This window comes from Glaciecola sp. G7-5, from assembly GCF_055808975.1.
In genome coordinates, this window is sequence record NZ_CM147892.1 from 3372381 (window position 1) to 3391518 (window position 19138).

Sequence of the window (19138 nt, forward strand, 5' to 3'; positions counted from 1 at the left end):
GGCAATGCAAGTATTTCTAAATGGACAATTCATTGACAAAGACAAAGCCGTCATTTCACCCATGGATAGAGGATTTTTATTTGGGGATGGCATTTATGAGGTGATCCCTTGTTATGATGCAAAGCCTGTTGGTCTTGCTTTACATACCGCCCGAATGAACAAAGGTCTGGCTGAAATTGGTATTGAATATCATGTTGATGAAGACGAGTGGCGAGACATCATAAGTACCTTAATTGCTCAATTTGATAGTCCATCTGTGAGTATTTATGTGCATGTAAGCAGGGGAGCTGACAGTAAACGTTTCCATGCTTTCCCAAAAAACCTCAGTCCAACGGTATTTGCTTACGGCTTTGAAATTGCTCCTTCACAAAAGGTCGACCGCAATACTGCCAAAAGTTATGAAGTTATTACCGCAGAAGATTTACGTTGGCAGCGCTGCCACATTAAATCGACCTCCTTACTAGGCAATGTTTTGCATTTTCAACAAGGACAAGATGCACAAAAAGATGAAGTGATTTTATTCAACAAGCAAAGAATGATAACCGAAGCTGCCGCTTGTAATGTGTTTGTGATTAAAGACGGCGTTATTATGACGCCAAAACTAGACCATCAACTATTGCCCGGCGTCACTCGAAATATCATATTGCAATCCTTAGCACTAGAAGGCGGTTTTGAGGTAAGCGAACAAGATATTAGTGTCGATGCTCTTAACGCTGCTGATGAAGTCTGGATAACATCATCAAGCAAAGAAATAGGCGCGGTAGTGAAAGTTGACGACAGGGTAGTAGGGGATGGAAAACCTGGACCTGTTTGGGAAAGGGCACAACTTGCTTACAATAAGCATAAGTTTAGCTTATAAGGCCCATCTCTAGTGAAATCGAAGAAGCGTTGGCTTTACGCTTCTTCGTCGCAGTTTTCGTCGTTACACTCGCCATAAAGATAGAGACTATGATTGATAAGACGCATGTTGTTATTTTTCGCGACTAGCTTTTGCCTTTCTTCGATAGTTTCATCTTCAAATTCTACTACCTTACCGCACTTTAAACAGACCAAATGGTCATGATGTTTTTTATGGCTTATCTCAAAGACAGACTTACCACCTTCAAAGTGATGACGATGCAAAATACCGGCATCATCAAACTGATTTAGTACGCGATATACAGTGGCTAGACCGATTTCTTCTTCCATATCAATCAAAATCTTGTATACATCTTCAGCGCTAATATGCTGATTTTTTGGATCTTGTAGAATTTCAAGAATCTTGATGCGAGGAAGGGTGACTTTTAGGCCAGCTTTTTTTAGTTCTTTGTTTTGGTCCATTTACTTTACAACCCCTTTTAATTTGCTGGGTATTATAGGGTAGTTTTAAAGTTTTTACAGCCTTTGCCGAAATAATATTAATAAAGTGTGACTATAAAGCGCAGGCTCAAAAATTCATTTAACAATAACTTTTCTGTAGGTAATTTACACAGTGCTAGCAAATCAAAAAATTCACTTAACCGTCGTAAATAAAATAGTGATTGGTTTCATTTCACTTTCTTTACTTTTGCTAGTAACAAGCGGCTTATCGTATCTTGGACTTAGTGATATTAAAGCATCTGCACAAAAAGTGGCATTTGAGCAAATGCCTATCCAACAGGCTGTATCTGAGGTAAACAACACAGTTTTAAATCTTGCTAGGCTGACCACAAATAGTTATTACGCTAATGACCGTGATGAACTTCTTAGTTTAAAAGCCGAGTTTGAAGATTTACAACAGCGTTACATCAACAAGACCACCGTTTTATCAGATCTTGTCGCTAACAAGCAAAGCCTAGCGTTGGCAATTGAGAATGGGCAAAGTTACTTAAACGCCAGCCAAGCGATGTTTGAGCTAAAGATAGCTAAACTAGAAACAGACAATTTGATTAATGAAGCTGGCTTGCAAGCGCTTAATCATACGGATGAAGCTAGTGCATTGATGCTTGATTTAAGTTACTTAGAATCAGATTCGCGGGATTTAGAAGCACTCGTTGGCATGACGACTAATATTGATAATAAATTAGGTGCAATGCTAGGGGTAATTAAAACACTCTTACGTGAGCTTGAAGGTGAAAAAGTAGACATACTAGCTGATGATCTAGATTTTAGTATAAGCAATATTATTGTCGATTTAGATTATGCTAAACGCCTAGCCGCGAATATTAACGATGACGGCATCATTGCTTCATTTGAAAACGAATTTGGGCTGGCTCAAAATGCATTGCAAGGAGATGATGGAGTTTATAGCCTTAAACGTAGCCAAATCGCGTTACAAGAACAAGCAAACGCGCAGCGTATATTGGCAAACGAGGCGATTAACAACGCTATTTTTGAACTTAAAAAACTCTCTACGAGCGCCAATAAAAACGCCTTAGATGGGCAAGAAAACATTTTATCTGCAGTGCAAAGCAACGTTGTAAAAAGTCTTTTGGCTTCGGTGTTTGGTATCATTGCTACAGTTAGCTTAGCCTTTATAGCGACAAGAAGTATTGCTAAACCCTTACGCACAATTAATAGCCGCTTATCGGTACTAAGTAGTGGTGATTTGCGCAAGACACTTAATGAGGACGGCAATGACGAATTTTCCCAATTAGCAAGAAACGTCAACACACTTATCGAATCCTTGCGTTCAATAATTGGTAGCATTAATGAAAAAGCAGATAATCTGCGACAAGTAACGATGAGTAGCATTAGCTTAGGTGATGAGTCTTTAGAAAAGGTTGGCCAACAACAATCGCAAATTGACCTTACGTCAGATAATACTTTAAAAGTTAAGCAAACTAGTATTTCAACATTAAAAGTAATAAAACAAGCTGATAACCAAATTGAAGAAGCCATTTTACAGAGTGATCGGGTGGTCGCGTTAGCTAGCCAAAGTGTAGCTCAAGTAAACGAACAAGCCATTCAGGCTAAAAAAAGCGAAGAGATAATAAATCGCCTTGGCGTCAATAGTCAGAAAATCGGTAGCATTCTAGACGTCATAAAAACAATTGCTGAGCAGACTAATTTACTCGCCCTTAATGCGGCGATTGAAGCGGCTCGTGCTGGTGAACAGGGAAGGGGCTTTGCTGTGGTTGCTGACGAAGTAAGAACACTCGCTACTCGAACTCATGATTCTACTGAAGAAATTGAAAAAATGATTGCCAATCTACAGGCCGATTCGTCTAAAGCCGTCTTGGCAATGAATGAAGGCATAGAACAAGTTCATAAGGGGGTTGAGATATCACAAGAAGTGACCTTGCAAGTTAATCAAATAAAATCAGTCATTGAAAGTTTAGCCCTGGTTAATACGAGCATCGTAAAAGATACACAAATGCAAGACAATCTGCTCGATGACGTTGTAACACGACTCAACACCATTGTTGAATTAAGCCATCAGAGCGCAAGCAGCACGCAACAATCAAATGATGCGACTCATAAAATTGAGGCCGAATTGGACGCCTTACGTGAGGCGGTAGGTCAGTTTAAACTTCAATAAGTGTTGTAAAACTCTTATTGTTCGTTACTTGCTGATTCGCCTGCATCGCTACTAGTTGGTAGGGTAGGTATATCTATTGGCTGAAAAAAATCACCTAACACATATTCAAGCGTACGATTTCTCATGTTTTTGAAGAAAGGTTCTTTCGCTGTCATTAAGCTTGTTTCTACAAGAGCACGATTTTCTTGATAGAGGCTCAACCGTTGTTCATATTCAGCAAGCGTGCGGTCCGCGAAATTCTCATTAAATTCCCCTTGCTTTAATAGTTCGATTGCCTGATTTTGCGTTTCTATTGCCTCTGAAAATTGATTATTCGCAGCATATGTAGCAGCCAAAGTATCAACATATATTGGGTTTTGACCGTGTACGGGGTCGTCAATTACCTCTTGGGCCAATGTAACTGCGTAATCACTTGGGGTAAAAGGATTTGTATCAAGCGTTGCTAAAAACCAAGCGGTGTTGTTTGTACTAACAGGGAAATTACGTTCACTTTCTTTTTCTAAGACTGTTTTACCGACACTGATCTTTTGTGGGCCTAAAAATCCGTTCGCGTAGATCATCGCTAGGGTTGTCGCTTCGAGTACTATCGGGTTTTTATTGTGCGCTTTTTCAAGAAGCCATAGCGTATTGCTGCTTGGTGCTAGGATATTTTCGCCCAGTGCGTAGAGTGACGCAAGTACGATATTTGCAGGCGCATAATTCTTGGCGACCAATCTGCTGATACCCTCTTCACTATCTTTTCTTAGTTGTTCGGCATCTGTGTTTAAATGCACCAAACTAAACATTAACAATTCAGTTGCGTTGCCTCTGTTTGGTACACGCCGCAGCCATTCAAATACCTTGGTTAAATTTTGTTCCTCTCCCTGTCGGGAGTAAGCCCAAATAATACGTTTTATGGCGACAACATTGCCTTCTTCAGCGGCACTTAAACAGCTTTCAAAGGCTTCATTTGGAGTTGCACTGCGTACTTTACTACATGCAACTAGGCGTTGATCAAACGCTTCAATGCTTGCTAATTGAGCTTCGGTGGCTTGGTTTGGGTCATTAAAATCGATACTAGTGTAGACTACTGCGACTATTGCAATAATGGCTACAGCGGCAATCTTCCACCCGCGCAAGGCCCGTTTTCTTACTTCAAGCTCGATAGTATCATTACTAATTGTCGTATCACTTTGAGTACTTTGATTCGGTATAGTACTGAGACGCTGTTCTTGCCCCTGCGTCTCATCGTCTGCTGCCGAGCTTGGAGAGTGGTCATTATTTGACATGTTTTGATATGGTCCTTGTAAAGCTTGTACTATCCGAGTTCTGCTAAGCACATCTCTTCGTGAATTTGCTTACACCATGCTTTGACACGCTGCTCTGTTAATTCAGGTTGTCTATCTTCATCAATGCCCAAACCAACAAAGTGGTCGTCATCAGCCATGCCTTTTGATGCTTCAAAATCATAGCCTTCTGAAGGCCACTGACCGATTAATATGGCACCCTTAGGTTCTACGATATCTCTTATCATGCCCATCGCATCAAGAAAATACTCTGCGTAGTCCTCTTGATCACCACAGCCAAAAATAGCGACTAATTTATCTTCGAAATCGATTTCTTCTAAATCCGGAAAAAAATCATCCCAATCGCATTGCGCTTCGCCATAATACCAGGTGGGAATTCCGAACAAGAGCAAGTCGTATTCTGCTATTTGTTCTTTAGTACTTTTCGCTATGTCTTTAACGTCAATGAGGTTTTTGCCAAGTTCTTTTTGGATCATCTTCGCGATATGTTCTGTATTGCCTGTATCGCTACCAAAAAATAAACCAACCGTTGCCATATAAATACTCCACTAATTTGCAAACAAACCGCTGCGTTTTTTTAAACGCCCGATCCTATATAAAATAATTGAATAATGCCTTTGGCGACAAATCCTAAGCATCCTAATCCCAATACGCCGTAAGCGACGAAACGGCCTACTTTGGGGACATCATTTTTTTGCATGACATCATGAATGGCATAAGCCATTAGCAAAAATAAGCCGGCAAGGGTAATGTTCAGTAATATTGATTCAATATGTTGATATGATTCAGCTGACATTCTTTATTTATTCACCAAAACTAAAGGAGGGCGGATATTAGCATAAAAGTGTTGAAAAAGAGAAAATTCAACGCTAAAAACACTTTACTCATCATTTGAGTAAATGCTTTGTTATTAAGCTGTTAACCACTTGTGGCTTTTCTGCATGTAACCAATGTCCAGCGCTTACTAATTTAGCTGTGGCTTTTGGAAACTGCGCTTTAATAGCGCTTTGATGCTCAGCTAATAAATAATCAGAATGCTCGCCTTTAATAAATAATACTTCTTCATCAAATACGACTTTATCGCCTAGGGTCCAGTCACTTAATAAGGCATAATCTCTAACTAATACGTGTAGATTGAATCGCCATTGCCAACGTTCGTCTTGTTCAAATAGACTTTTTAGTAAAAACGCTTGTGTGCTTGGTTCTTTGATAAACTTGGCGATATGTTGCTGTGCTTGTTTTCGAGATTCTATAGTATCAAGTGGAACCGATTGTAAACCCTTAATGACTTCTTGATGGCGTGGCTCATAAGCACAAGGAGCAATATCCAAAATAATCAATTTATCGATTAACGAAGGGAGTAGGTAGGCAATCCACATCGCCACCTTACCCCCTAGTGAATGTCCCACAATACTTGCCTTTTTGATGTTTAATTGATTCAAAGTAAGCAGGACTTGTTGTGCATAGCGTTCAAAATTAAAGGTTTGCGAATGAGGTGATAAGCCATGATCAGGAAGATCAATATTTATCACTTCAAATTGACCTTCTAAATGGCGTCTGATGCCGCTTAGGTTATCGCTACTACCAAACAAACCATGCAAAAGCACAACGACAGGTTTAGTCCTCTCGTTTATATCTGTAGCGCCGGACTGTGTGTAGTGTAATGATTTAAGCATGTTGCTCCTACATGTTGGGATAATTTGGCCCACCAGCTCCCTCAGGCACAACCCACTTGATGTTTTGCTGAGGCTCTTTTATGTCACAGGTTTTGCAATGCACACAGTTTTGCGCATTAATTTGAAAACGCTTGTCTCCGTTGGCTTCATCAACAACTTCATATACCCCAGCAGGACAGTATCGTTGTGCTGGCTCGTCGTATTTTTCCAAATTAACAGCAATAGGAATGGATGCATCAACAAGGTGTAAATGACAGGGCTGATCTTCTTCATGATTAGTATTTGACAAAAAAACTGATGACAACTTGTCAAAACTTAGCGCACCATCGGGTTTTGGATACTCGATTTTTGGCTTTTCAGATGCTAGCGCTAAAGATTCGTGGTCGGCTACGGGATCTTTAAACGTAAACGGTAATTTTCCAGCGAAGAAGTTTTGATCAATCGTGTTGTATGCGCCGCCAAAGAAAGTACCAAACTTGTGAATAGCAGAACCAAAATTGCGTGAGCTATACAATTCGTCATATAACCATGATGAATTGAGATTTTCTGTATATTCGATAGGGTCTTTCACAGCAAGCTTGTCATCGATTAATGGGAAGAGGGTCTGGGCTGCTAACAAGCCTGACTTCATTGCCGTATGGTTGCCTTTTATTTTTGCAAAATTTAACGTACCCGCATTACAACCAACCATTATTCCACCTGGGAAAGTCATTTTAGGTAAAGATTGCAGGCCGCCTTTGGCGATTGCACGTGCGCCATAACTGACCCGTGTGCCACCTTTTAGGGTGTTCGCTATTACGGGGTGGTGCTTCAAACGTTGAAACTCATCAAAAGGACTTAAGTGTGGATTTTGATAATTTAAATCGACAATAAGCCCAACAAAAACTTGGTTGTTTTGTGCGTGGTATAAATAGCTACCGCCAGTTGCATCATTTAGAGGCCATCCTGCGGTATGTACAACCAAACCTTCTTGGTGCTGGTCAGCAGGAATGTCCCATATTTCCTTGAACCCCAGTGCGTAGTGCTGAGGGCTTTGACCTTTGGCTAGGTCAAATTTTTCAATCAAGGATTTACCTAAATGACCTCGGCAACCCTCTGCGAATACGGTATATTTGGCAGTTAATAACATGCCCGGCATATAGGTATCTTTTTGTTCGCCGCTTTGTGAAACGCCCATGTCGCCTGTGATAATACCAGCCACGTTACCTTTATCATCAAAATGGACTTGTGCAGCCGCAAAGCCAGGGTAGATTTCTACACCAAGTGACTCTGCTTGTTCGCCTAACCAACGGCACATATTGGCCATACTCGCAATATAGTTGCCTTTATTGTGCATGGTTTTAGGGGTCATAAAATTAGGCAATTTTATGCTGCTTTGTTCGTTTTTCAGCAAGTAAATTTCGTCGTGAGTCACTTGGGTTTCAAGTGGTGCACCTAGTTCTTTCCAATTTTCAAACAATTCATCAAGGGCCCTTGTCTCAAAAACGGCACCAGATAAAATATGGGCACCTACTTCGGAACCTTTTTCAAGAACACATACGTTTAATTCTTGGTTGTTTTCGTTAGCAAGCTGTTTTAATTTTATCGCTGTCGTTAGGCCAGAAGGGCCGGCTCCTACGACAATGACATCAAATTCCATGACTTCTCTTTCCATGGGGCACTCCAATGGTCAAGTATAAAGGTTATAGTTCTATATTCGTTTATTAAATAATACTCAATACAAAAACACGCTAATATTTGTTTTTGATCTTTTAATGACCAAATGCGTGATTCAAGGTTGACGTTTACGTAAACTGTATATAGATTGCGCTATGCATCATGACTAGTAAACTTTTATTCGTAAATGTTTACCACTTAATCATATTTATTCAGGTGAGCCATCTCACCTCAGTATTAGTAATAATGCTATCATTAACTGATATTTAATGCTCGAAAATAGCTTAGGGGAAAGTATGAAAATCTTAGTAGCAATCAAACGTGCTATCGATTACAACGTAAAAGTACGTGTAAAGCCAGACAATAGCGACGTTGATTTGACCAATGTAAAAATGGCCATTAACCCATTTTGTGAAATTGCCGTGGAAGAAGCCATTCGGCTCAAAGAAAAAGGAATCGCAAGCGAAGTTGTTGTAGTGTCTATAGGTCCAAAAGCGGTTCAAGAACAAATAAGAACAGGTTTAGCACTAGGTGCAGACCGCGCCGTGCATATTGAAACTGAGGCCAAACTTGATTCTTTACAAATTGCAAAATTGCTTAAAACCGTAGTTGAAAAAGAATCACCTGATCTTGTGATTTTAGGTAAACAAGCGATTGACTCAGACAATAACCAGACCGGTCAAATGTTGGCCGCCCTCACCGGCATGCCGCAAGGCACTTTTGCCAGTGAAGTCAATGTTGCTGATGGAAAAGTAAAGGTAACACGCGAAATTGATGGCGGTTTACAAACCGTCGCACTAAGTTTGCCTGCTGTGGTGACGACAGATTTAAGATTGAACGAACCACGTTATGCGTCTTTACCCAATATAATGAAAGCAAAGCGAAAGCCCATTGACGTTATTAATGCTGATGAGCTAGGCGTAGATTTAACGTCTAAGGTAACACTTGTGAAAGTCATGCCGCCACAACAGCGTCAAGGTGGTGTGAAAGTAGCAGATATTGATGAGTTAGTAGAGAAATTAAGAAACGAAGCGAAGGTGATTTCATGAGTATTTTAGTGTATGCAGAACATGACAACACGTCATTAAAACCCGAAACTAACAAACTAGTGCACGCTGCAAGCGCAGCGGGTAGTGATATCACGGTATTAGTCGTAGGTGCAAACTGCTCGGCTGTTGCTGATGCGGCAGCAAAAATTAGTGGTGTGAGCAAGGTACTGCTAGCTGATAATGCGGTATATGAGCACCAACTGCCTGAAAATGTCGCTGACCTCGTTGTTGAATTGGCCGCCGATTATACTCATGTGTTTGCTGCAGCCACCACCACAGGCAAGAATTTTATGCCTAGAGTTGCTGCGCTGTTAGATGTAGCACAAATCTCAGACATTATTAAAGTGGAGTCAGCCGACACTTTTGTACGACCTATTTATGCAGGTAATGCGATTGCGACTGTTCAATCCTCTGATAGTACAAAAGTTGTGACGGTACGGGCTGCCGCTTTTGATGCTGCAGGCAATGAGGGTAGCGCTGATGTTGCTAGCGTTGATGCAGTGCATAGTGCTGATAAATCTTCATTTGTGTCTGAAGAGCTTACCGAATCTGAACGTCCAGAGTTAACCGCTGCTGAGGTCATTATTTCAGGTGGCAGAGGGATGCAAAACGGTGAAAATTTTGCGCTACTTAATGGTATTGCAGACAAGCTTGGAGCTGCTATTGGTGCATCCCGTGCAGCAGTCGATGCTGGCTTTGTACCAAACGATATGCAAGTTGGACAAACCGGTAAAATTGTTGCTCCTAATTTATACATTGCGGTTGGGATATCTGGTGCGATCCAACATTTAGCAGGTATGAAAGATTCGAAAGTTATCGTAGCTATCAATAAAGATGAAGAAGCACCTATCTTTCAAGTGGCAGACTATGGCCTTGTAGGCGACTTGTTTGTTGAGTTACCTAAACTAGAAGCTGCTTTATAAGCTTACATGTGCTTATTACATTTTTAGACGCGCTGTAGGCTTTTAGAATAGCGAAAGAAGCCGATTAGTTTGAAGTCACCTAAGTAAACTGGGTACTTCAAACTTGTCGGCTTTTTATTTAGTGCAACTAAAATCATTTGCTATTTTATAAGCAAATAAAATAGGCTGCTTATAGTGCGTGTTGCACGTATTGCGCTTAAGTAAAGCAAGATCCAATAATTTCAGCTTCTTCTTCACTATTAATTATGTGCAAGGACACTCTGAATATCTTCCCACGACAATCATGTTTGACCTTTTTCTGTAACAACTTTTGAGCACTTAATGAAAAATCATTTGCTGGTATACAAAGACTTCCACCAAAGTCGCCGTGATCTGATTTAAGTTTTTCGTAACAAGCCTGATTTGGAAGGGACTGAGCAAGAACCTGCTTTAGCCTTCTATTGGTATTATGAATGACGGGCAAGCCTATTGTGAGTAAAGTTTCAATCGCAGCATTGGCCATAACATAAGGCGCGATGCTTGGTGTGCCCCCCCAAAATCGCTTAGCGTCATTCGCAGCTTGATAGTGCAAAATATCAAATTCGAAAGGGTCTATGTGTGAAAACCAACCCAGCGGATCTGGTTCTAACGAAGCTAGTAATGATTCGCGTATATACATAAAACCCGCACCTGGACCACCGCATAGCCATTTTACACAAGACCCAAACACTGCATCAGCCTTCCATGCCTGCACATCGACAGGGACTATACCAACAGACTGCGCGATATCGACACAAGCAAAAGCTTCAAACTGCTTTGCAATTTTACATATTGCGCCTACTTCTGACTTAATCGACGTGTTTGAATGAACATGAGTCACCAAACAAGCTAAGACCTGGTTTTCCTCAAATGCAGAATACCAAAGGTCTAAATCGTTGGGATCGCCCTCTATCAAGTGTAAGCGTAAATTAAAGGTTTTTGCTAAGCCTGTTACCACAAAACCCATAGAAGCAAACGCGTCTTTGTGCATGAGTATTGTGGATTGATGCTTATGTGCTGGCAATTTTGCAATTGCCGTCAAAAAGGCGTAAAAGCCAGCTGACAGACTGACTTGTGGACACAGTAAATGAGCATCAGCATTTATTACCTTGCCTATATTGCTACAAAAGACATCTATTTGGTTTAGCCAATGCGGCCAAGCATCGCCCCCAAGACTTGACCAGCTTGATAGATATTCTACATCAATGGCCGTTTTTGCTGATTTAATCATCGGGCCTACTGAGTGAGATAGCGCGTAAATTCCCTCGGGCTTTTCAAATAATTGCTTGATATTCATGCTTGCTTACCATTATTTTTTGGGGGTGATAGAAGGACGGACTTTGCCATATTCTCCGCCCCATTTGTCGGTCATGGTATTTCGAATATCCCATAGTTCAGGGAAAAAGCGTTTCGCAGCTCCTTTTTGTAAAAGTTCAACCGGTCTGCCTTTTAAAGACTTTGAGCCTAAACCTATGGAGCGATGAATAAGAAAAAGGTGACGCCAACGAAACAACTGTAATTGCTCATCAAACTCAGTGAGCGCTTCAGCAACAGCATAGCGATGATCATGGCAATACTCTTCGTCGTAAATTTGTGCAATAGTAATCTTACCGTTTTCTAAATAATGTGCTTTGAAACTTGCCCATATGTCATCGGGCATGGTCAGCAGTGTTTTAAAACCGGGTGATTCTTGACCACTACCATTGCCTAATTGCAATCTTATTTGTTGGTATTCTTTAGGTGACATTGTCTCCAATACATCTAACTGATCAACCATCATACGCTGGAGTTTATGCACTCTAGAAAATAGGGAGATCACGCGGTGGTGTTTTTGTTGTTGCATATAGTCAAGAATATCAACCAAGGTAAAACAGATTAGTTTCATCCAAAGTTCTTCGACTTGATGTACTAACTGGAATTGCATTTCATCAGCGGTCGACAACTCACTAATTGGTTTTTGACAACTTAATAGCTTGTCGCATTGCAAATAGACACCGTAATCCAGCATCTCTGGGTTTTCTATCATTTTGTAGTATTTTTGTTTATCTAATCGATTCTTATTTTTAGTCTGATCAGTCATTTTCGAATTTACCTATTTATTGCACAATGAAGCTCTAATGATTTTGACTCTCACTGACAAGCATTCATCAATGTACATGATTTATGCGTAAAAGAGGTTCTTTTACAGTTGTTATCTACGCTATCTGATAAACACAAAATTAGCAAAAACCTTATTCAAATGAAGTCCAATTTAAGCGCTTTATATTTAGACGAAAAGTAGGGAGCACATACGCTTAACGGCTAACACTCGTATGGTTATTGGCTTCGTTAATTGTGCCACCTTTTAATAACGACGGTTTAAGTTAAATGCATTTTTAATGACCAAAGGTAGGGGCCTTTACATACAAATTATTTATATACTTAAGTTGAATAAATTAAAGCACCGATTGCAGTAATATGGTTAACCACTTCGCAAGACAAAAATCACTCAGCCTTTTATAAGTTGAATGAGGCGATTTAGTTAATAACAATGACAGGTTTCTTTATCCTATATTATTGAAAAACAAAGTAAATGTATTGGATTGGATGAGCGGGTAGATATGACTATGTAAAATTTTACACTTTCAGTGATGAAAGTGTGTAGCTTGCAAGCCTAGGCATTCAATTTAGCTGTTCTTTAGATATTGGTTGACAAATTGGCAATAACATCATAATGTTTTGTTCCTCTGATTGGTTCGTTCTGCAACCAAATAGGTCGCGATGAATTGTTGTTGGCCCAGTCAGTGACACACACAGGTTATGTTTAGCCTAAATTGATGTGTAATGGATAAGTTATGTTTAAATGGCAGTGAGTTATTTTTGATTGCTTTTTAACCGTCTAGTTTTATAAAAGCCTATCAAAAATAGCTGATGATTTTTAAATGACTACTTATCCATGGTAAATTGATTTACGCAAGGCCTGACTATTTCAAAAAATCGGCGCGCCATCTTCTGTCTTGAATAGAGGTATGCAATTTTCTAGTTTCAATATGCGCCAACACATTAGGAGTTATTCATGTCTAAACCTACTATCGGTTTCATCGGCCTTGGTTTAATGGGCGGCAATATGGTTGAGAACCTTCAAAAAAGAGGTTACGACCTAATTGTTATGGATCTTAGCAAAGATGCTGTTGCAGCATGTGTTGAAAGAGGCGCCAAATCGGCAAGCAGTGCCAAAGAATTAGCTGAAGGTGCTGATATTGTCATGTTATGTCTAACAACCTCAGCCATCGTTGAGAAAGTTATTTATGGCGACGATGGCATTCTTGCGGGAATTAAATCAGGTTCAACATTAATTGATTTTGGTACTTCTATTCCAGCTTCTACTCGTAAAATAGGCGCTGATTTAGCAAGCAAAGGCGTAGGCATGATTGATGCTCCTTTAGGTCGTACTCCAGCTCACGCTAAAGATGGCTTATTGAATATTATGGCTGCAGGCGATACAGAAACCTTTAATAAAGTTAAGCCTGTTCTTGATGACCAAGGTGAAAACGTATTCTATTTAGGTGCACTTGGTGCCGGCCATACAACCAAACTTATTAATAACTTTATGGGCATGACCACTGTTTGTGCGATGTCACAAGCTTTTGCTGTTGCCGATAAAGCCGGTGTAGACCGTCAACAACTGTTTGATATTATGTCAACAGGTCCTTCAAATTCACCGTTCATGCATTTTTGTAAAAACTACGCGGTAGATAATGTAAGCGATCTAGGTTTCTCAATTGCAAATGCAAATAAAGATCTTGGATACTTCTTACAAATGGTAAGTGATTTAGGGACAGAATCTAAAATTGCTGAAGGTTCTTCTGCTAATTTACAAGCAGCATTTGATGCCGGCATGGGCAATGGCAATGTACCTGAAATTTTTGATTACTATAAAAAATTAGAAAAATAGTCATTTGAGAATATATGTCACAGCGTAGTGACGGCCAATAATTTACCTTTTAGGAGTTAGAAAATGGAAAAGCAAAGTGAACATTTTATGTACGGTAGCGAAACCGAAATAGAAGACATCGGCAATGGTATGAAACGCCAAATGTTGGGTTTCAACGATGAGTTGATGGCTGTAAAAATTTGGTTTGCTCCTGGTGCAGAAGGCTATGTACACAAGCACCGTCACTCTCAAGTAACCTATGTTGAAGAAGGCGAATTCCACTTTATGATTGGTGGCGTTACTAAAGTCTTGAAAAAAGGTGACAGTTGTTTTATGCCTCAACAAGTTGAACATGGTTGTGTATGCCCAACAGGCGGCATATTAATAGACACCTTTAGTCCAGCTAGAGAAGACTTCATTTAGGTTCCCAATACCTTTCTATTGGCCTGCGCATATTCTATGCGTCAGGCCACTTTTAAATCCATTCCTTCAGTCTATTCGTATCCTTAGTTAGACTTCTACAGTTACTGTCTTTCTTGCGGGGCAAGAATCTAGTCTATTAAGCGTCAGTCTTCAGCTGCGTCTTTCTTACGAAGGCACAAATGACAAGGTGTGCGCGGCACTTTGCTAGTGTATACTCCGCTAAATTTTTTGAGTAATTAATCAATCCCTATTTATGACCAGCAAAACAAAAAAATTCATAATACCTCTTCTTATCATATTAATAACGGCGTTGGTGTTTTTCATCATGATTAGCATGAAACAAGAGCCGGAGAAAAAAGAGCTAGTAAGCAAAGCATTTCTAGTAGAGGCCAAAGATATTTTCACTGAAGATGTCGAGTTTTTGGTATACGCACAAGGTGCGGTTGTACCAAAGCATCAAACGATGTTGAGTACTCAGGTAAGCGGCCAGGTGGTTAAGGTCGCAGCTAACTTTAATGAAGGAGGTTTCTTTAAAAAAGGTGATGTCCTAGTCACGTTAGAAAGTGATGATTATAAAACCGATTTGTCTCTAGCAGAAGCTGACTTAGCGCGAGCGCAAGCAGCACTCGATGAAGAAATTGCACGGGCTAAAGTGGCTGAAAAAGAATGGAGTTCTATTAATTCAACTTCACCTACAGATCTTGCATTGCGTTTGCCACAACTGGCTCGAGAACAAGCGAATGTAAAAGCCTCGATGGCAAATTTAGAGAGGGCAAAGCGGAATTTACGTCGTACACAAATTAGAGCACCCTACGATGGTTTGGTAAAGTCTAGAAAAATAGATATTGGGCAGTTTGCACCGATAGGTTCACAAATTGGTGAAGTATATTCAACCGATATAGCACAGGTGCGACTACCCCTAACTGATAATGACATGGCATTCATTGCTAACTTAAACGAAGAACAACCGGCTGTTACATTGAGCGCCGATGTGGCAGGAAAGCGGCATTTCTGGCAAGGTAAGTTAGTACGAGATGAAGCTGTACTTGACGAAGCTAGGCGCGTCATATTTGGCGTGGTTGAAGTCCAAGACCCTTATAATCTAAAACAACAAAAACATCCAAGTTCGCTAAAATTTGGCCGTTTTGTTAGTGCAGCGATCAGTGGTTTGACCGCCAGTAATGTGGTTAAGTTGCCGCGCTATGTATTACGTCTTGATGGCACTGTATTAAGCGTCACAAAAGAAAACAAAATAAAAATAAACACGGTTCAAGTCATGCGCGCAGATGAGGATTTTGTATATATAAGTGACGGCTTAGATACAGAACATAAGGTTATTATGAGCGCCGTTTCTACACCATATAATGGCATGCCGGTTAGATTCACTGATGATGAGCCGAGTAAAGCAATCAATAGTGAAAATGAGCAAAATGGTGAGCTTATATATGAGTAATACAATAGACACAAAAAGCGGTCTAATCGCATGGTTTGCGCGCAACAGCGTCGCCGCAAATCTGCTCATGGTGAGCATCATTATTGGTGGCATATTTGGGATCGTAAAGGTCCAAAAACAAATATTTCCACAATTTGTGATTAATGTAGTCAGTATTCAAGTGCCATATTTGGGCGCAGCGCCACAGGAAGTAGAAGAGGGCGTTATCCTTCGTATTGAAGAAGCGATTAAAGATTTAGAGGGTATTAAAAAAATTACATCTGTTGCTCGTGAAGGGCTTGGTTCAGTTAGTGTTGAAGCACAAGAGGGTTATGATGTTCAAAACCTATTAGACGAAATTAAGGTGCAAGTTGACGCTATATCCACTTTCCCGCTAAATACCGAAAAGCCTGTTGTATATCGCATAAAAGCACAAACAGACGTGTTGTGGGTATCAGTATATGGTGATGTAACAGAGAGAGAGCTAAAAGAAGTCGCTACCAACATGCGTGAAGAAATGGCTAATCTAGATGGTATTTCTGACGTGACTGTATTTGGGGCACGTGATTTTGAAGTCTCGGTTGAAATTTCTGAGGTGCAATTACAAGCCTATAATTTAAGTTTTGATGATGTCGTTAACGCAATACGCCGTAGCTCAGTTGATATTCCGGGCGGCTCTATACGCTCTGAAAATGGAAACATACTACTTAGAGCTAAAGGACAAGCCTATACCGCTTGGGATTTTGCGCAAATTCCTCTCATAAATAGAAGCGATGGTACTCGTTTGTTAATAGGTGATATAGCCTCAATCAATGATGGTTTTGTTGAGGACAATAGTTTTGCTAAATTCGATGGCAAAACCGCAATGAGCATTCGCGTGCGTGCGGTGGGCGATCAAAATGCTTTGCAGATATCTAGGAATGTAAATGCGTATCTAGATAAAAAGCGCATTGAATTTCCCGACAATATAACGGCAGATTCGTGGGGAGATAGCTCATTTTATCTTGCTGACCGCTTAAATATGATGATAAAGAATATGCTGATGGGGGCGTTTCTAGTTTTTTGTGTACTATCAATATTTTTACGCATTAAAATCGCATTTTGGGTAATGGTGGGGCTGCCGGTTTGTTTTTTAGGGACGCTTATGTTTATGCCTTTGGAAGGCATTGCTGTTTCTATCAATTTGTTGAGCTTATTCGGATTTATACTGGTTTTGGGGATTGTGGTAGACGACGCGATCATAATGGGTGAGTCAGCATACTCTGAAATCAATAAGCACGGCCACAGCATCGATAACGTTATAAGAGGTGTAAAGCTGGTGGCCATGCCCGCAACTTTTGGGGTATTGACGACAATAGCTGCTTTTTCGCCGATGTTAATGGTTAGTGGCACCTTTGGTGTGATTTGGAAGACCATTGGTATGGTCGTCATATTGTGCCTGATTTTTTCTTTAGTCGAATCGAAATTAATCTTACCTGCCCACTTGGCGCACATGAAGTTAACACCCTACGATCCCAATTCAGCCAATTTTTTCCAGCGCCTGCGCTCAAGCATTAACAGCAAGCTAAACAATTTTATCCAACATCGCTACGCACCGTTTTTGGCTAAATGTGTGCGCAATAGATATACAACCTTGGTGTCATTTGTTGCGATGTTCGTATTGATCATTGGCTTGTTTATGGGTGGTTTTGTCAGGTTTGTGTTTTTTCCTACTATACCTTCTGATTTTATGATTGCTAACGTAGAGATGGAGGCCGGTTCGTCACTCAAGCAGCGTGACTTAGCGATCCAAGAATTAATGTTTTCGGCTGAACAAATGAATCAAAAGCTCATAGATGACACCGGAGCACCTGTCATTAAACATTATCTAGCCTTTGATGATGGGCCTTTATCAGGACGATTATTTATTGAACTTACCAAAGGGGAGACAAGAGACTTAAGTGACGCACAAATAAAAAATGTGTGGCGAGAGTATGTTAAAGAAATTCCTGGTGTACGTTCTTTAGATATTGGAAGCCCTGGTGGACCTGGTGGTGGTTCAGATCTCGAAATTGAATTTAGTTCAAGTAATATTGAGCAACTTAAAGCGATTAGTGCAGAGTTAAGCCAATATCTCGAGGCCTACACGGGCGTAACTGAAGTTAATGACTCGTTTAGCGGTGGCAGTGATGAAATTCAATTAGAGGTAAAACCACAGGCTGAAGCCTTAGGGATTAGCTTGTCGCAATTAGCGCAGCAAGTCAGGTACGGTTTTTATGGTGCAGAAGCACAGCGTATTCAGCGTGATGATGAAGAAATTCGTGTCATGGTTCGCTATCCAAAGGAAGAAAGAAATTCAGTTGGAAATTTAGAGAATATGCGGGTGAGAGCGCCAAATGGTGACGACGTTCCCTTTAATCAGGTAGCTAATGTGAAACTAGCTCAAGGTTACGCCAGTATTGTTAGGGTTGATGGGTCTCGGTCTATTACCGTAACAGGAAAGGTAAACAAAGATATTATTGATCCTGGGGAAGTGGCAAAAGACGTCATGACCAACATTGTGCCTCAAATGCTAGAAAAATATCCTGAGGTGACGACAAAACTACAGGGCGCCTCTCGCGAACAACAAGAGGCCACGACTTCTTTAGCGATAGGCTTCTTGTTTGCCTTGTTTGCGATTTACGGGCTTATGGCCATTCCACTTAAGTCGTATTCACAACCAATAATTATCATGTCGGTAATCCCATTTGGCTTAGTAGGGGCTGTAATCGGCCATATTATTTTGTTTAAAGCAGTAAGCGTTTTATCGATATGCGGCATTATTGCGCTGTCAGGCGTAGTGGTAAATGACTCGCTGATTATGGTTGACTTTGTTAACCGTGCACGCAAACAAGGACGTTCACTTATGGATGCGGTGTCTGCAGCAGGCACCGAACGTTTCAGAGCGATAATCCTAACTTCGCTAACTACCTTTATGGGACTCATGCCGATTGTTTTCGAACGTAGTCTGCAGGCGCAAGTTGTGATTCCCATGGCTATTTCTTTAGCCTTTGGCATTTTGTTTGCGACTGTTATTACCTTGCTTTTGGTGCCGTCTTTATATCTTATTCTTGATGATATAAAGACTGTTGTAAGGGGCAAAAATACATCAATTAACAAAGCAACTTTGGTTGATGGCGATGAGTTTTAACTTCGGTCAGGATATTCTGAATATGGACAAATTGATCTGTCTGTAACCCTCCCCTAAAATCAGAATAGCCTTAATAGAGTTTTCCATTTACAGT

At 40.5% G+C, this 19138-nt stretch carries 16 protein-coding genes; 8 read left to right on the top strand and 8 right to left on the bottom strand.

Translation table 11 applies throughout. The annotated features are described in order from the left end of the window. Positions 1–4: 4 nt before the first annotated feature. Complete coding sequence (locus AC0L6H_RS14770; protein ID WP_473389872.1) at positions 5–859, top strand: aminotransferase class IV; 855 nt, start codon at positions 5–7, stop codon at positions 857–859. A gap of 35 nt (positions 860–894) precedes the next feature. Here AC0L6H_RS14770 and fur read toward each other — a convergent pair whose 3' ends face one another. After that, the gene (gene fur, locus AC0L6H_RS14775) at positions 895–1320 is read right to left on the bottom strand and encodes a ferric iron uptake transcriptional regulator (RefSeq protein WP_473389873.1); all 426 of its coding nucleotides are present in this window, start codon (positions 1318–1320) and stop codon (positions 895–897) included. Between the two features lie 151 nt (positions 1321–1471). Here fur and AC0L6H_RS14780 point away from each other — a divergent pair, with 151 nt between their 5' ends. Continuing rightward, on the top strand, positions 1472–3499 hold the full coding sequence (locus tag AC0L6H_RS14780; protein WP_473389875.1) for a methyl-accepting chemotaxis protein: 2028 nt from the start codon (positions 1472–1474) through the stop codon (positions 3497–3499). Positions 3500–3513: 14 nt separating this feature from the next. On the opposite strand, the gene AC0L6H_RS14785 is transcribed toward AC0L6H_RS14780, so the two are convergent. The 5 genes from AC0L6H_RS14785 to AC0L6H_RS14805 all read right to left on the bottom strand — a co-directional run bounded on the left by AC0L6H_RS14785 (position 3514) and on the right by AC0L6H_RS14805 (position 8115). Then, complete coding sequence (locus tag AC0L6H_RS14785; protein WP_473389876.1) at positions 3514–4767, bottom strand: SEL1-like repeat protein; 1254 nt, start codon at positions 4765–4767, stop codon at positions 3514–3516. A 29-nt stretch (positions 4768–4796) separates the two neighbouring features. Continuing rightward, a complete protein-coding gene (gene fldA / locus AC0L6H_RS14790; protein ID WP_473389878.1) occupies positions 4797–5321 on the bottom strand; it encodes a flavodoxin FldA in 525 nt (174 codons plus the stop codon). A gap of 41 nt (positions 5322–5362) precedes the next feature. Beyond that, positions 5363–5581, bottom strand: coding sequence for a DUF2788 domain-containing protein (locus tag AC0L6H_RS14795; protein WP_473389879.1), 219 nt, complete (start codon positions 5579–5581; stop codon positions 5363–5365). A 91-nt stretch (positions 5582–5672) separates the two neighbouring features. Continuing rightward, positions 5673–6461, bottom strand: coding sequence for an alpha/beta fold hydrolase (locus AC0L6H_RS14800; protein ID WP_473389880.1), 789 nt, complete (start codon positions 6459–6461; stop codon positions 5673–5675). A gap of 7 nt (positions 6462–6468) precedes the next feature. Continuing rightward, positions 6469–8115, bottom strand: coding sequence for an electron transfer flavoprotein-ubiquinone oxidoreductase (locus tag AC0L6H_RS14805; protein ID WP_473389882.1), 1647 nt, complete (start codon positions 8113–8115; stop codon positions 6469–6471). 298 nt (positions 8116–8413) lie between these two features. On the opposite strand from AC0L6H_RS14805, the gene AC0L6H_RS14810 reads away from it, so the two are divergent. Both AC0L6H_RS14810 and AC0L6H_RS14815 read left to right on the top strand, forming a co-directional pair. Next, positions 8414–9166, top strand: a complete 753-nt coding sequence (locus tag AC0L6H_RS14810; RefSeq protein WP_473389883.1) for an electron transfer flavoprotein subunit beta/FixA family protein — start codon at positions 8414–8416, stop codon at positions 9164–9166. After that, positions 9163–10089 carry an electron transfer flavoprotein subunit alpha/FixB family protein gene (locus AC0L6H_RS14815; RefSeq protein ID WP_473389885.1) on the top strand — a complete coding sequence of 309 codons (927 nt, stop codon included), beginning with the start codon at positions 9163–9165 and terminating at the stop codon, positions 10087–10089. The genes AC0L6H_RS14810 and AC0L6H_RS14815 overlap by 4 nt, the downstream gene beginning before the upstream one ends. Before the next feature lie 196 nt (positions 10090–10285). Here AC0L6H_RS14815 and AC0L6H_RS14820 read toward each other — a convergent pair whose 3' ends face one another. Then, a complete protein-coding gene (locus AC0L6H_RS14820) occupies positions 10286–11404 on the bottom strand; it encodes an aminotransferase class V-fold PLP-dependent enzyme (RefSeq protein WP_473389886.1) in 1119 nt (372 codons plus the stop codon). Positions 11405–11416: 12 nt separating this feature from the next. Continuing rightward, entirely contained in the window at positions 11417–12187 is a 771-nt protein-coding gene (locus AC0L6H_RS14825; RefSeq protein WP_473389887.1) for a tryptophan 2,3-dioxygenase family protein, read from the bottom strand. Between the two features lie 975 nt (positions 12188–13162). Here AC0L6H_RS14825 and AC0L6H_RS14830 point away from each other — a divergent pair. The 4 genes from AC0L6H_RS14830 to AC0L6H_RS14845 all read left to right on the top strand — a co-directional run bounded on the left by AC0L6H_RS14830 (position 13163) and on the right by AC0L6H_RS14845 (position 19044). Beyond that, positions 13163–14041, top strand: coding sequence for an NAD(P)-dependent oxidoreductase (locus tag AC0L6H_RS14830; protein ID WP_473389889.1), 879 nt, complete (start codon positions 13163–13165; stop codon positions 14039–14041). A 63-nt stretch (positions 14042–14104) separates the two neighbouring features. Then, entirely contained in the window at positions 14105–14443 is a 339-nt protein-coding gene (locus AC0L6H_RS14835; protein ID WP_473389890.1) for a cupin domain-containing protein, read from the top strand. A 325-nt stretch (positions 14444–14768) separates the two neighbouring features. After that, on the top strand, positions 14769–15896 hold the full coding sequence (locus AC0L6H_RS14840) for an efflux RND transporter periplasmic adaptor subunit (protein WP_473389891.1): 1128 nt from the start codon (positions 14769–14771) through the stop codon (positions 15894–15896). Beyond that, positions 15889–19044 carry an efflux RND transporter permease subunit gene (locus AC0L6H_RS14845; protein ID WP_473389893.1) on the top strand — a complete coding sequence of 1052 codons (3156 nt, stop codon included), beginning with the start codon at positions 15889–15891 and terminating at the stop codon, positions 19042–19044. Before AC0L6H_RS14840 ends, AC0L6H_RS14845 begins: the two co-directional genes overlap by 8 nt. Positions 19045–19138: the final 94 nt, after the last annotated feature.

Coding starts and splice junctions, on each gene's coding strand:
- AC0L6H_RS14795 (WP_473389879.1), bottom strand. CDS start 5,581: ATGTCAGCTGAATCATATCAACATATTGAATCAATATTACTGAACATT.
- AC0L6H_RS14835 (WP_473389890.1), top strand. CDS start 14,105: ATGGAAAAGCAAAGTGAACATTTTATGTACGGTAGCGAAACCGAAATA.
- AC0L6H_RS14825 (WP_473389887.1), bottom strand. CDS start 12,187: ATGACTGATCAGACTAAAAATAAGAATCGATTAGATAAACAAAAATAC.
- AC0L6H_RS14770 (WP_473389872.1), top strand. CDS start 5: ATGCAAGTATTTCTAAATGGACAATTCATTGACAAAGACAAAGCCGTC.
- AC0L6H_RS14810 (WP_473389883.1), top strand. CDS start 8,414: ATGAAAATCTTAGTAGCAATCAAACGTGCTATCGATTACAACGTAAAA.
- AC0L6H_RS14800 (WP_473389880.1), bottom strand. CDS start 6,461: ATGCTTAAATCATTACACTACACACAGTCCGGCGCTACAGATATAAAC.
- AC0L6H_RS14805 (WP_473389882.1), bottom strand. CDS start 8,115: ATGGAAAGAGAAGTCATGGAATTTGATGTCATTGTCGTAGGAGCCGGC.
- AC0L6H_RS14785 (WP_473389876.1), bottom strand. CDS start 4,767: ATGTCAAATAATGACCACTCTCCAAGCTCGGCAGCAGACGATGAGACG.
- fur (WP_473389873.1), bottom strand. CDS start 1,320: ATGGACCAAAACAAAGAACTAAAAAAAGCTGGCCTAAAAGTCACCCTT.
- AC0L6H_RS14845 (WP_473389893.1), top strand. CDS start 15,889: ATGAGTAATACAATAGACACAAAAAGCGGTCTAATCGCATGGTTTGCG.
- AC0L6H_RS14840 (WP_473389891.1), top strand. CDS start 14,769: ATGATTAGCATGAAACAAGAGCCGGAGAAAAAAGAGCTAGTAAGCAAA.
- fldA (WP_473389878.1), bottom strand. CDS start 5,321: ATGGCAACGGTTGGTTTATTTTTTGGTAGCGATACAGGCAATACAGAA.
- AC0L6H_RS14830 (WP_473389889.1), top strand. CDS start 13,163: ATGTCTAAACCTACTATCGGTTTCATCGGCCTTGGTTTAATGGGCGGC.
- AC0L6H_RS14820 (WP_473389886.1), bottom strand. CDS start 11,404: ATGAATATCAAGCAATTATTTGAAAAGCCCGAGGGAATTTACGCGCTA.
- AC0L6H_RS14815 (WP_473389885.1), top strand. CDS start 9,163: ATGAGTATTTTAGTGTATGCAGAACATGACAACACGTCATTAAAACCC.